The sequence below is a fragment of the Nocardia canadensis genome (assembly GCF_032656385.1).
GTDB classification, from domain to species: Bacteria; Actinomycetota; Actinomycetes; order Mycobacteriales; family Mycobacteriaceae; genus Nocardia; species Nocardia canadensis.
On the sequence record NZ_JAVCWB010000006.1, the window covers coordinates 31,342 to 44,084 of the forward strand.

Annotated in this window: 13 protein-coding genes; 8 read left to right on the plus strand and 5 right to left on the minus strand. The window is 69.9% G+C overall.

Annotated features, from left to right (window positions below; translation table 11 throughout):
- The first annotated feature begins 122 nt into the window (after positions 1 to 122).
- Together Q7X29_RS12710 and Q7X29_RS12715 are read left to right on the plus strand one after the other, a co-directional pair.
- A complete protein-coding gene (locus tag Q7X29_RS12710) occupies positions 123 to 407 on the plus strand; it encodes a hypothetical protein (RefSeq protein ID WP_218717900.1) in 285 nt (94 codons plus the stop codon).
- Between the two features lie 235 nt (positions 408 to 642).
- The gene (locus tag Q7X29_RS12715; RefSeq protein WP_255587555.1) at positions 643 to 2,211 is read left to right on the plus strand and encodes a sugar porter family MFS transporter; all 1,569 of its coding nucleotides are present in this window, start codon (positions 643 to 645) and stop codon (positions 2,209 to 2,211) included.
- Positions 2,212 to 2,225: 14 nt separating this feature from the next.
- Here the strand turns inward: Q7X29_RS12715 and Q7X29_RS12720 are convergent, their stop codons facing one another.
- Positions 2,226 to 3,065, minus strand: a complete 840-nt coding sequence (locus Q7X29_RS12720; RefSeq protein ID WP_218717899.1) for an SDR family oxidoreductase — start codon at positions 3,063 to 3,065, stop codon at positions 2,226 to 2,228.
- Between the two features lie 105 nt (positions 3,066 to 3,170).
- On the opposite strand from Q7X29_RS12720, the gene Q7X29_RS12725 reads away from it, so the two are divergent.
- On the plus strand, positions 3,171 to 3,908 hold the full coding sequence (locus tag Q7X29_RS12725; RefSeq protein WP_316574147.1) for a PaaX domain-containing protein, C- domain protein: 738 nt from the start codon (positions 3,171 to 3,173) through the stop codon (positions 3,906 to 3,908).
- A gap of 226 nt (positions 3,909 to 4,134) precedes the next feature.
- On the opposite strand, the gene Q7X29_RS12730 is transcribed toward Q7X29_RS12725, so the two are convergent.
- Positions 4,135 to 4,992 (minus strand): TetR family transcriptional regulator, encoded by an 858-nt coding sequence (locus Q7X29_RS12730; RefSeq protein ID WP_218717898.1) that lies wholly within the window; start codon positions 4,990 to 4,992, stop codon positions 4,135 to 4,137.
- 129 nt (positions 4,993 to 5,121) lie between these two features.
- Between Q7X29_RS12730 and Q7X29_RS12735 the strand changes: the two genes are divergently transcribed.
- The 3 genes from Q7X29_RS12735 to Q7X29_RS12745 are packed head-to-tail and all read left to right on the plus strand — an operon-like array spanning position 5,122 to position 8,089.
- Positions 5,122 to 6,330 carry an acyl-CoA dehydrogenase family protein gene (locus tag Q7X29_RS12735; protein WP_218717897.1) on the plus strand — a complete coding sequence of 403 codons (1,209 nt, stop codon included), beginning with the start codon at positions 5,122 to 5,124 and terminating at the stop codon, positions 6,328 to 6,330.
- A complete protein-coding gene (locus tag Q7X29_RS12740; protein WP_316574148.1) occupies positions 6,327 to 7,349 on the plus strand; it encodes a phosphotransferase family protein in 1,023 nt (340 codons plus the stop codon). Before Q7X29_RS12735 ends, Q7X29_RS12740 begins: the two co-directional genes overlap by 4 nt.
- Positions 7,346 to 8,089: an SDR family NAD(P)-dependent oxidoreductase gene (locus tag Q7X29_RS12745; protein ID WP_218717895.1), complete on the plus strand. Its 744-nt coding sequence runs from the start codon at positions 7,346 to 7,348 to the stop codon at positions 8,087 to 8,089. The genes Q7X29_RS12740 and Q7X29_RS12745 overlap by 4 nt, the downstream gene beginning before the upstream one ends.
- Here Q7X29_RS12745 and Q7X29_RS12750 read toward each other — a convergent pair.
- Positions 8,077 to 9,066 (minus strand): AurF N-oxygenase family protein, encoded by a 990-nt coding sequence (locus Q7X29_RS12750; protein ID WP_316574149.1) that lies wholly within the window; start codon positions 9,064 to 9,066, stop codon positions 8,077 to 8,079. The genes Q7X29_RS12745 and Q7X29_RS12750 overlap by 13 nt on opposite strands.
- A gap of 98 nt (positions 9,067 to 9,164) precedes the next feature.
- Positions 9,165 to 10,013, minus strand: a complete 849-nt coding sequence (locus Q7X29_RS12755) for an SDR family NAD(P)-dependent oxidoreductase (protein WP_316574150.1) — start codon at positions 10,011 to 10,013, stop codon at positions 9,165 to 9,167.
- 54 nt (positions 10,014 to 10,067) lie between these two features.
- Here Q7X29_RS12755 and Q7X29_RS12760 point away from each other — a divergent pair, with 54 nt between their 5' ends.
- The gene (locus Q7X29_RS12760) at positions 10,068 to 11,066 is read left to right on the plus strand and encodes an alpha/beta fold hydrolase (protein ID WP_308248446.1); all 999 of its coding nucleotides are present in this window, start codon (positions 10,068 to 10,070) and stop codon (positions 11,064 to 11,066) included.
- A gap of 67 nt (positions 11,067 to 11,133) precedes the next feature.
- Here Q7X29_RS12760 and Q7X29_RS12765 read toward each other — a convergent pair whose 3' ends face one another.
- Positions 11,134 to 11,787, minus strand: a complete 654-nt coding sequence (locus tag Q7X29_RS12765; RefSeq protein WP_316574151.1) for a TetR/AcrR family transcriptional regulator — start codon at positions 11,785 to 11,787, stop codon at positions 11,134 to 11,136.
- Between the two features lie 102 nt (positions 11,788 to 11,889).
- Here Q7X29_RS12765 and Q7X29_RS12770 point away from each other — a divergent pair, with 102 nt between their 5' ends.
- Positions 11,890 to 12,726, plus strand: coding sequence for an SDR family NAD(P)-dependent oxidoreductase (locus Q7X29_RS12770; protein WP_218717891.1), 837 nt, complete (start codon positions 11,890 to 11,892; stop codon positions 12,724 to 12,726).
- Positions 12,727 to 12,743 lie beyond the last annotated feature (17 nt).

A 12,743-nucleotide genomic window follows, 5' to 3' on the forward strand; every position in this document is an offset into this window, starting at 1 on the left:
GACGCGGACCTTTCGTCACAAACGCCCTGCCTGCCCGCTTCGGTGTCGCGGGCCTCGAAAGATCCAGGATGGATCAGCAACCGGCCGTGTCGGGACGGCCACCCGGAAGGGGGCTCAGTGTGATGAGCAGCATCTACTTCGAATCGAATAGCAATCTGTCAGTTACCGGCCGCGATGGTCGGGTCACCGCGCCCACCGAAGCGTCGGTCGGCCCGCTGGGGATGCCCGGATTGATCCTGGGTCTCGCCCTGCTCGGCCTCGGCATCGTCGCGCTGCTGCGTCTGGGGGACTGGGCGGGAAGCTACGGCCCCGAGCTCGTCGTGCTGGCCTACGTCCTGTACATGGGGGCCGCGGCGTGGCTGGCGCTGTGGGGCGCGGGCGTCGTGCGATCTCTGCACCGCCACTAGTCCCTTTCGGGGAACCCGGCTCGACGCGGGCCCGTCCGCATCACCGCCACGCGCCGGTGCGCTGGCCACAATTCCACGTCACGGCGTCAGGCAGTTGTCCGGGGTAATTCGGCCGACCGAAACGGAACTCCGCCGAGGGCTGCCGATACTTCCGGAATCATTTCGAGCTTCCGGAAATGTTCGACGCTCCATTAGGGTGCAGGAATCGACCGACCCTTTCGGCGGAGGTGTGGACATGACCGATTCTCAGCGTGGATCCACCGAGCGGGAACCCGAGGGGCCGGGAGGTGTGCTCACCCCGCCGGTGGTCGGCGGGCGTGGGCCCGCCGACCACCTCATCGAACCGAACTCCGACACCCCCGTCCGGATGTCGCGCACGGTCCAGGACGACACCGGGCGGGTGCTGGTGTCACCGGTGACCGAACCGCCTGTCGGCGCCGAGACGCCCGAACGGGCGGCCATGCGGGCCAGGATCAAGAAGTTCGTGCTCACCGTCGTCATCATCGCGGCGCTCGGTGGCGCGCTGTTCGGCTACGACACCGGCGTCATCTCGGGTGTGCTGGTCTACCTGACTCCGGACTTCGGCCTCACGCAGGCCCAGGTCGGCATCGTCACCAGCTCGCTGCTGGTCGGCGCCGCGATCGGCTCGATCGCCGGCGGCTGGCTGGCCGATCGGTGGGGTCGCAGGCTGACCCTGCTGCTGGCCGGGGGGCTGTTCTTCGTCGGCGCGCTGGCGCAGGCGCTGGCGCCGGACGCGAACGTCATGATCGTCACCCGCCTGATCCTCGGTGTCGCGGTCGGCACCGCGTCGCTGGTGGTGCCGATGTATGTCTCCGAGATCGCGCCGCCGACCTATCGCGGCAGGCTCGTCTCGATGAACAGCCTGATGATCGCCAGCGGTCAGCTGCTGGCCTATATCGTCAATGCGCTGCTGGCTCCCACCGGGAACTGGCGGCTGATGCTGGCGATGGCGGCGATTCCCGCGGCCGCCTTGGTGATCGGTATGTATTTCATGCCGGATTCACCGCGCTGGTATCTGAAACAGGGCCGCGAGGACGACGCCAGGAAAGTCCTGCGGCAGTCCTACTATCCGGAAAATGTCGAGCCGACAATTCAGGACATCGAGAAAACCGAAGCCGCCGATGCCGCCGTCAAAGACAGTTTGCGGGATCAATTGCGGAAGCCGAAGGTGCGCGCGTTGTTCGTCACCGGCGTCGGGCTGGCCTTGATCCAGCAATTCGTCGGGGTGAACACCGTCATCTACTACGCGCCGTCCACGCTGGCCCAGGCGGGCATGGGCGACAACGCGGCCATCACCTCGTCGATCGGGATCGGGGTCGGCGCGGTGATCGGCGTGATCATCGGGATGAGTCTGATCGACCGGATCGGCAGGCGGCCGCTGATGTTCATCGGCCTGTCGGTGATGGTGGTCGCGCTGGTCGGCATGGCGCTGGTCGAGCGGATGACCCAGGACACCGCGACCGGCTATCTGCTGCTGGCGCTGATGATCGTCTACATCTCCTCGTTCCAGGTCGGCGTCGGCGTGCCCACCTGGTTGCTGCTGTCGGAGATCTTCCCCGCCCCGATCCGGGCCACCGCGATGAGTATCACCACGTTCCTCATCTGGGCGGGCAATTTCCTGGTCTCCCTGGTGTTCCCGCCGCTGGGCGAGCTGTGGGGCGCCTCGACGATGTTCTTCCTCTTCGCGGCGATCTCGGCGGTGTCGCTGGTGTTCTGCTACCGCCGGGTGCCCGAGACCAAGGGCGTGTCGCTGGATCAGATCACCGCGGTGGCGGAGAGCTGATCCAGCGCACCGGGTCAGGCCTGCGGCGGGTCGACGAAGATGTCGTACTCGAGGGTGCCCGAGCCGCCGTAGCCGGACAGATCGGTGATGCCCTCGGCCGCCAGGACATCGACGTCGAGGTAGGTGTTGCCGGTGGTGGTGCGGGCGTCGCGGCCCAGGATGGCGACGGCGGCGTCGGCCACGATCTCCGGGGTGCGGGCCTTGGCGATGGCCTCGTCGCCGCCGAGCAGGTTCTGCACCGCGGCGGTCGCGATCAGCGTCTGCGGCCACAGGCAGTTCGCCGCGACGCCGTGTTCGGCGTACTCGGCCGCCCAGCCGAGCGTGAGCAGCGACATGCCGTACTTGGCGACCATGTAGGCCGGATGTCCGCCGAGCCAGTGCGGGGCCATGTTCAGCGGCGGCGACAGGCTCAGGATGTGCGCGTTCTCGCTGTTGCGCAGGTGTGGCAGGCAGGCGCGGGAGAGCAGGTAGGTGCCGCGCAGCTGGATCTGCTGCATGAGATCGAAGCGCTTGATGGGCAGTTCCTCGGTGGAGGCCAGCGCGATCGCCGAGGCGTTGTTGACGCAGTAGTCGATGCCGCCGAAACGCTCCACCGCCTGGTCGACCGCGTTCGCCACCGAGGCCTCGTCCCGGACGTCGCCCACCACGGCCAGCGCCTGACCGCCCGCTTCCTCGATCTCGGCGGCCGCGGTGTGGATGGTGCCGGGCAGGCGCGGATCCGGCACGTCGGTCTTGGCCAGCAGCACGATATTGGCGCCCTGGCGAGCGGCGGCGACGGCGATCGCCAGCCCGATGCCACGGCTGCCACCGGACATGATCATCGTGCGCCCGGCGAGCGGGTGGGTAGCGGTCATGGGCGAGGCTCCTTGTCGTCGGCGACGCCGGAGAGGCGGCTGATGGTCGGCAACGTTACATATTTCTGATGGCCGTGGCAATAGTGAAATATGTAGACTCGATCCGTGCAACCCCCTGTGACCGGCCCCGATACCGAGGTCCGCCCGGTATCGGCCCGCTCGGCGCTGGTCCGGATTCTCATCGCTGCCGATTCGCCGACGATGACCTCACGCGAGATCTGCGCCGCCACCACCACCCTCGGCTACCCGGAGGCGACCGTCCGCGTCGCCGTGTCCCGCATGGTCGCCGCGGGCGAGCTGATGCGGGAGAACCGCGCCTACACCCTCGCTCCCGCGTTGCGCGCCCGCCGCACCGAACTCGCCGAACCGGCGACGCTCCCGTGGACCGGCGACTGGGAACAGGTCGTCGTCACCGCCACCGGCCGCCCCGCCACCGACCGTGCCGCCCTGCGCGCGCGCCTGCTCTCGCTGCGGCTGGCCGAACTGCGCGAGGGTGTCTGGATGCGTCCGGCCAACCTCGACCGCGCCTGGCCGACCGACCTCGACGACACCATTTTCCGCCTGCGCACCCGCCCGGTCGCCGACCCCGCCGACCTCGCCGCCCGGCTCTGGCCGCTGGCCGACTGGTCCGCCCGCGGTCACGCGCTGCTGGCAGCCATCGAAACCCCCGACCCCACAGCCAGATTCGCCGCTGTTTGCGCCGGGCTGGACCACCTCACCACCGACCCCGTCCTGCCCGCCGAACTCCATCCCGACGACTGGCCCGTCGCCCGCCTGCGCGCCGTCACCGCCGACTACCTCGCCTGGTTCGCCGCGCTGGGCGCGGAAGCGGTCACGCCCTGAGGCCGACTCGCCCGGCCCGATCCCCGTTTCGACATCGTGCGGGGCGAAATCGATAGTGAGATCTGCGGACAACCCGGGGTCCGGCATGTTGTCCTCGGCAGTCCGGGTGTGGTTGCGGGAGAGATGAGGTCGGTCCGTCTACGATGGACCCTGCCGTGCGACGTGGCGGCGCCGCATGGTGCATGGGGAAGGGCCCGCCCCGAGAGTTTCGGGGCGGGCCGCACCGTCAGCGGGGGATGCCCAGGACGCCGAGGGCGAAGTCGGCGTAGTCGGTGGCGATCTGTTCGGGCGTGGCCGGGCCGTCGAGGCGGAACCACTGCGGCAGGGCCGTGCACATGGTGGCGATCGCGCGGCCCGCGGCGCGCGCGTGTTCGGTGCTGCGCTGGTTCTCGGTGAGCGCGGCGTCGATATCCGCGTCGAGCAGATACTGGATCTCGTTGCGGGAGTCGGTGATCCGGCGCCGGTTGGCGGGTTCGAGGCTGCGCATCTCACTGGCGCCGATGAAGGCGAGCTCGCGCCGGTGGGTATGGAACAGTGCCAGCGCCTCGACGACCCGCGTCACCCGGTCGCGACCAGTGCTCGCCTCGTGACGCGCCGCGTCGACCCGCCAGTGCAGCTCGTCCATCGTGAGGTCGAGCGCGCGCACCAGCAGGTCCTGCTTGTCGCGGTAGTGGTGGTAGACGCCGGGCACGCTCATCCCCGCGCGCTGGGCGATCGAGCGCATGGTGGCGCCGTGGTAGCCGGTCTCGACGAAGGAGTCGATCGCGGCGGCGAGGACGGGATCGATGTCCAGCGGCGGGAATCGGCGCCAGGCGCGGGCGGTGTCGGCCGCGGGGGCGGCGCCGCGCGGCCGCGGTTGCGGTGCCCGCGCGGACTCCTCGCCGATCAGCCACTGGGTCGTCGTGTCGAGTTCGGTGGCCAGCGACCGCAGGCGCGGGACCGAGATGCCGGTCTTGCCGGTCTCGATGGCGCTCAGCGTGGCGGCGCTGACCTCGATGCGGCGCGCGGTCTCCCGCAGCGACAGGCCGGCCGCGGTCCTCGCCTGTCGCAGGCGGGCGCCGAGCCCGCCGTCGGAGGTGTTCATGATGTTCAGAATAGCTGAACATTGCCCCCTCGGGAATCCGTCGATTGACAGCAGTTATCGGGTCATGTCACTGTCGTAGGTGTCCGGTGCCGAGCGAACGTTCGGCAAGTGTGTGGAGGAGTGAAGCCCGTGGCGATCGACCTGTCCCATCCGCCCGAGGTACAGCGGCTGGCCGAGCGCACCCGCGCCTTCATTCGTGACCGGGTGCTTCCGCTCGACGACACCCATGACGGCGACATCACCGCCGCGGGCGGCGATGCCCTGCGCGTGGAGTTGCAGCGCGAGGCGCGCGAGGCCGGCGTGTTCGCCCCGCACGCGCCGATCGAATTCGGCGGGCACGGCCTGGGGATGTCGGATCGCGCCCCCATCTTCGAGGAAGCCGGGTACTCCCTGTTCGGGCCGACGGCGCTGAACATCGCCGCCCCGGACGAGGGCAATGTGCACATGCTCGCCCACATCGCCGATCCGGAACAGAAGCAGCGGTTCCTGGCGCCGCTCGCGCGCGGCGACATCCGTTCGGCCTTCGCGATGACCGAGCCGGCGCCCGGCGCCGGCTCGGACCCCGCCGCCCTGGCCACCCGGGCGGTGCGTGCCGAGGGCGGCTGGCGCATCAACGGCCACAAGTGGTTCATCACCGGTGCCGACGGCGCGGGCTTGTTCATCATCATGGCCCGCACCTCGGGCGAACCCGGCGATCGCGGCGGCGCGACGATGTTCCTCGCCCCCGCCGACACCCCCGGCATCCGGGTCGGCAGGCATATCGACACCCTGGACCGGTCGATGCTCGGCGGCCACTGCGAGGTGTTCTTCGAGGATCTGCTCGTCCCCGATGCGGCGGTGCTCGGTGCGGTCGACCGCGGCTTCGAGTACGCCCAGGTGCGGCTCGGCCCCGCCCGGATGACCCATGTGATGCGCTGGCTCGGCGCCGCGCGCCGCGGCCACGACGTGGCGGTGGACCGGGTGGCGCAGCGGCGCGGATTCGGTTCGCGCCTGGGCGATCTCGGCATGATCCAGCAGATGATCGCCGACAACGAGATCGACATCGCGGCCACCCGCGCGCTGCTGACCCGTGCCTGCTGGGAACTCGATCGCGGCGAGTCCGCGGCCGACGCGACCTCCATCGCGAAGACCTACGCCGCCGAGGCGATCTTCCGGATCATCGACCGCAGCATGCAGATGTGCGGCGGCCTCGGCGTCGCGGCGGACCTGCCGCTGGCGCGCCTGTCGCGCGAGGTCCGGCCGTTCCGGATCTACGACGGTCCCTCCGAGGTCCACCGGTGGGCCATCGCCAAGCGCGCGGTGCGCGCGGCCGAACGAGCGCATCGGGCCGCCGAATGAGCCTTCCCGGAATGGACGTCGCCGCGCTGGAGCGGTTCTTGCGGGCCGGCGGCGTCGAGGTGCGCGGCGAACTGCGCGTGGAACTGATCAGCGGCGGTCGCTCCAATCTGACGTTCAAGGCCGCCGACGACGCGTCCACCTGGGTGGTGCGGCGCCCACCCGTCGCCGGGCTCACCCCGTCCGCGCACGACATGGCGCGTGAGTTCACCGTCACCGCCGCGTTGCAGGGCTCGGCGGTGCCGGTCGCGCGCACGGTCGCCTTCGACGAGCGGGGATCCGCCCTCGGCGCGCCGATGACCGTGGTCGAGTACGTCGACGGGCGGGTGATCCGCGACCAGGACGACCTCGCCGCACTCACCGACGACCAGGTCGCCGCGAGCGCGACCGAGCTGGTCGACGTGCTGGCCCGGCTGCACGCCGTCGACCCGGAGGCGGTGGGGCTCGGCACATTCGGCCGCCCGGCCGGTTTCGTCGAACGGCAGGTGAATCTGTGGGCGTCGCAATGGGATCGGGTGAAGACCCGGGAGCTCGCCGATGTCGCGGTGCTGCACGCGGCCCTGTCCGAGGCGGTGCCGAGCACGTCGGCGTCCTCGATCGTGCACGGCGACTTCCGCATCGACAACACCATCCTCGACGCCGCCGATCCGAGCCGGGTGCGTGCCGTGGTCGACTGGGAGATGTCGACCCTCGGTGATCCGCTCACCGATGTCGCGCTGATGTGCGTGTACCGGTCGCCGATCTTCGACCTGGTGCTCGGCTCGTCGGCCGCATGGACCAGCGACCGCATGCCCAGCGCCGACGCCCTCGCTCAGTCCTACGCCGACGCCTCCGGCCGTGACCTCGGCGACTGGGGCTTCTACCTCGCGCTGGCCAACTTCAAACTCGGCGTGATCGGGGAGGGCATCACCCACCGGGCGCTGCGTGGCTCCGGCGCGGGAGCCGCCGCGGAGCGTGCCGCGGAGGCCACCCCGGAGTTCATGGCCGCCGGCCTGTGCGCATTGAAAGGACACCGGAAATGACCGCGACCAAGTCCGCACTGATCAGCGGAGCCTCCCGTGGCATCGGCCTGGGCATCGCGAATCGGCTTGCTCGGCAGGGCTATTCGCTGACGATCACCGCCCGCGACGCCGACCGGCTCGCCGCTGTCGCCACCGAGCTGCGCGCTCTCGGCGCCCCCGACGTGGTCGCCGTCGCCGCCGACATGGCCGACGAGGACGGGATCGCCCGCCTGCTCGCCGAGCACGCCGACCGGTACGCGACCCTGTCCGCGCTGATCCTCAACGCCGGTGTCGGTACCGCGGGCACGCTCGCCGAGTCCTCGATGAAGCGGTTCGACAAGACCATCGCGGTGAATCTGCGCGCCCCGCTGCAACTGATCCAGGGCGCGCTGCCGATGCTGCGGGCGGGGGCCGCCGCCGATCCGGACCACGGCGCCAAGGTCATCGCGCTGTCCTCGATCACCGGCGTGTACGCCGAGGCGGGCCTGGCGGTCTACGGCGCGGCCAAGGCGGCGATGATCTCGCTGCTGGCCACGCTCAACGCCGAGGAGTCCGGCAACGGTGTCACCGCCACCGCCATCGCGCCCGCCTATGTCGACACCGACATGAGCGCCTGGATCCACGACCGGATCCCGCCCGAGCGGATGCTGGCGGTGAACGACATCGTCGAGATGGTCGACTCGCTGCTGCGGTTGTCGGCCCGCGCGGTGGTGCCGACGATCGTCATGTCCCGCGCGGGCGCCGACGGCTACCGCGCCTGAGCGGTGCGGCGGTCGGGCTCGCTGCGGTAGCGGGCCTGACCACCGTCGATCTTGAGCAGCTTCCACAGCGGCCTGGTCGCCGGGTTCAGCAGACCGAGTTCGCCGGCCAGAGCGCGCATGTCGCCGAAGAACCCGCTGAGGATCTTGCGGGAGGTCGGGCTGCGCCAGAAGGCGTCCTCGAATACCTCGTCGGGAATGTCGAACTTGGTGGCGAACGACTTCGACGGCTTGACCAGTTCGTCGGCGAGCCAGCGCATGGCGATCGGGAACGCCACGGCGCAGACCGCGGTGCTCACCGGGTTCATCCGCGCGAGGTGGTTGCGCAGGAACTCGTTGGCGAAGGAGATGTGGCGCGCTTCCTCGGCGATGTGGATCTCCATGATCCGCAGCAGCGTCGGCTGGGTCGCGGTGCCGGACCGGATCAGGGCCTTCTGATAGTGGTCGATCGGCTCCTCGCCACCGAGGATGCCGATGAACAGGATGGCCCAGAAGTAGCCGCCCGCGACGCCGATGAACGGCGAGGCGACCCGGAACAGCGGCCGCATGCCCGGCACGTCGTCACCGATGCGGTTCACCAGCTCCTGGAACATCTGGATGTGGTTGCACTCCTCGGTCATCTCGTGGAGGCAGTACCGGAACTCGGGCGACCCGTTGGGCAGGGCCATCGCGTACTGCATCATCCCGCGGATGAGGATGGACTCGAAGGCCAGCCCGACCTTGGCGGCATTGGCCTGCCGCCAGCGGCCGATCTCGATGCGGCGCTCGAGCGGCAGCGATTGATACCACGCGGTGGCGCCCAGCGGATCGAGTTCGGCCGAGAGAACCCAGCGCGGGTCGTCCCGATCGATGGCGAATTCCGGTGCGTCCCAGTCGATATCGAGGAAGGGATCGAACCTGCGGTGTACCGAGCCCTCCGACAGGGTGAGCAGGGCGTCGGTGTAGTCCGGATCGGCGGCAGCGGTCTTCGAGAACGTCATTGTTTCTCTCCATCGTCACAGGGATCGTCGTCGAGCCGACTCTCCCTGATTTGAATGTAACGCACTGTCTCACCTAAATCCAGGGGTGAACTCCGCGATCAATCGGCGCGTGGAATTCGGCCGTCGACGTCGGTGAATCCGTAGTCGACGGCGAGGTCGGCGACCTTCCAGGCCCCGCCGCCGCGGGTCGATCGATCGGGGTCGGCGGCCAGTGCCACGACCGCGCGGCCGGGGAACCGCGGCGTTTCGGCGGCATTGAGATCGAAGGTGCCCTCGCCGGGCAGGGTCACCTCGCGGCGCCCGTTCTCGTCGGCCGGAACCATCTGTAGCAGTTCGGTATCCACGATGCCGGGCCAGATCGAGACCGCGGTCGCGCCGGTGCCGAGCAGGTCGTGGGCCAGGTCGGCGGTGAGCCGGTCCAGTGCGGTCTTGGCGACGCCGTAGACGGCATTGTGCATGTAGCGCTGGGAGCCGGGGGAGGAGACGTTGACGATCAGCCCGGCCGACTCGATCAGCAGCGGCGCGGCGAACACGCTGGCCACGTAGTGCGAGCGGACGCCGATGTCGAAGGTCTCGTCCCAGGCCTTCGGTGGGACGTCCCAGAACTTGCGCCCGAGCCAGCGCGCCGCCGCGGGGGAGTTGTAGACGTTGTTCACCAGCACATCGAGGCGGCCCTGCTCGTCGCGGACCTGCGCGAACAGCTTCTCGACGGCGGTGTCGTCGGCGTGGTCACACACGACCGCCACGCCGTGACCGCCCAGCGCGGTGACCTCCTCGGCGGTCGCGTGCACGGTCCCCGGCAGTCGGCCCGCTGTGGTGGTGCGGCCGGTGACGTACACGGTGGCCCCGGCCGCGCCGAGTTCCTGGGCGATGCCCTTGCCGATGCCACGGCTGGCGCCGGTCACCACCGCGACCCGGCCGGCGAGAATCTTGGGTGTTCCGCTCATGGCCTCCAGACACTACCGTCAAAATAGGAACACGTTCTAGAAACGGAGACGGTAGTGGAGCTGACCCATCGATTCCTGGACACCGGCGGCATCCGGATGCACGTCACCGAGCAGGGGCAGGGGTATCCGGTCGTCTTCTGCCACGGCTTCCCGCACACCGGTTTCGTGTGGCACCGCCAGCTCGCGGCCGTGGCCGGCGCGGGTTTCCGGGCCATCGCCCCGGACCTGCGCGGCTACGGCCGCACCGACGTCCCCGCCGACGTCGCGGCATACACCAACGAGGCGGTGATCGGTGATCTGCTGGCGCTGCTCGACGACATCGGCGCGGCGAAGGCGGTGTTCGTCGGCCTCGACTTCGGTGCCCAGCTCGTGTGGGAACTGGCGTTGCGCGCCCCCGAACGCGTGGATGCCGTTGTCGTGCTGAACAATCCGTTCTCCCCGCGCCCGCCGCGCGCCCCTTCGGAGTACTGGACCAAGGCTGCCCAGCGGCACTTCCTGCACCTGGCCTACTTCCAGGAGCCGGGCGTGGCCGACGCCGAACTGGCCGCGCGACCCCGTGAATTCCTGGCCAGGGTCTACTACTCTCTCTCCGGCGACTACCACTACCTCGACACCTGGAAGAACCCGCCGGGCCTGGGCTACCTCGATGTCCTGCCGCAAGCCCCCGACCTGCCCTGGCCGTGGCTGAGCGAGAACGAATTCGACACCCTGGCAACGGAGTTCGAACGTACCGGCTTCACCGGTGGCCTGAACTGGTATCGCAATCTCGACCGCAACTGGGCGCTCACCGAAGCCCTCGCGGACGCGCGGGTGTCGGTACCCACCTACTTCCTCTACGGCGAGAACGACCCCGACATGGAGGGCTTCAGCGGCCGCGACCCGCTGGCCGTGCTGCGCGCGAACGTCCCGGATCTGCGCGCGGTGGTGAAGGTCCCGGGCGCGGGCCACCTGGTGCAGCTCGAACGCACCGACGCCGTCGACGAGTTCCTGGCCGACGCCCTGCGCGACCTCGGTGTCGCCGCCTTGCCGAGCGGTCAGCACACCCGGTCGTAGTCGAGCGCGAGCCCACCGAGTTCGCCCACCCCACCGATCCCGCTCGGCGAAGCCCTTCCGCGACGGGCTATCGGTCGCCGATGATCTCCGGGGGTAGGAACATCGTCGCGAGCTGGGCGGCGATGGCACTGGTGTGGTCGATGATGCGGTCGGCGTCGACGTCGAGGACGCCGGTGCGCCAAGCCGACAGCAGTTCGATGAAGCCGCCGATGCCGGTCAGGGTGCTCATCCGGATGTCGGTCTCGTCGACGCCGGCGCGCAGGTAGGGCCAGGCGGCGGCGATGAGCAGGTCGGTGGCGTCGGTGAGCATGGTCTTGCGGCGCTGCTCGAGCACGGCGCTGCCCGCGTGATCGGCGAGCAGGATGCGGGCGCGCCCGCGCGGGTCGGCCTGGAGCTCGACCGCGCGGGTGATCGCCGCGCGCATGACCTCGAGTGGCGTGCGATCCGCGCTCTCGGCGAGCACGCAGGCCAGATCGGCGAAGACCTCGGCACACACCTCGTCCCACACCGCCGCCAGCAGCTCGTCGCGGTCGGCGAAGTGTTCGTAGAAGTAGCGGTCGTTGAGCGAGGTCCGCTGGCAGACGCCCCGCATGGTCACCGCGGCCCAGCCGTGCTCCAGCCAGATGGTCAGGGCGGCGTCGACCAGGCCGGCGCGTCGTTGCGCCCTGCGCTGGTCGGCGGTCAGTCCGCCCCAGGTTCGTGCCGGTGCGCGCACATCCATGGTTGACAAACTACCCCGCCGCGAGCCTAATTGGTGTCAGGTGCGGCCAATGGTGGCAGATGCCACCAATTCGAGTCGTACCGGGTCGACCCGGGAGTTGCCATGCGACTGTTTCCCTTCGGCGGACGCCGCCGGACCACGAGCGCCGATGCCGTGGTGACCGGCGCGGGCAGCGGCATCGGGCGGGCCTTCGCGGTGGAGCTGGGCAGGCGCGGTGGCCGCGTCGTGTGCTCCGACCTCGATCCCGACCGCGCGGCCGAGACCGCGGGACTCGTCGAGGCCGCGGGCGGGAAGGCGATCGGCACCGCCTGCGACGTCACCGCGATCGCCGAGGTCACCCGGCTCGCCGCCACCGCCCAGGACTGGTTCGGCGACGCGCCGACGGTCGTGATCAACAACGCGGGTATCGGCGCGGGCGGACCGGTGATCGGGGAATTCGCCCTCGACGATTGGCAGCGCACCCTCGGCGTCAACCTGTGGGGTGTGATTCACGGCTGTCATGTCTTCGCGCCGATCCTGCGGGCGGCGGGGCGCGGGGCGATCGTCAATGTCGCCTCGGCGGCCGCGTTCGGCGCGGCGCCCCGGATGGCCGCCTACAACGTCAGCAAGGCGGGCGTGCTCGCGCTGTCGGAGACCCTGTCGGCGGAGCTGGCAGGCACCGGCGTTGGCGTGACGGTGTTGTGCCCGACCGGCGTGAAAACCAACATCATGCAGGCCGATTCGCCGATGGACGAGACCGCCGAGCGCCTGGGCGGTCTGCTGCTGCGGTGGACCGGTCGCGCACCGGCGACCATCGCGCGCGCCACCCTCGATGCCGTCGACCACGGCGAGCTCTACGTGGTGCCGCAGCTCGAGGCCAAGGTGCTCTGGCAGGCCAAACGCTGGATGCCGGCGACCTACACCCGTTCGGCCGGCCTGCTGGAGCGGGTCGTGCGCTGATCCATCACCGAAGGAGA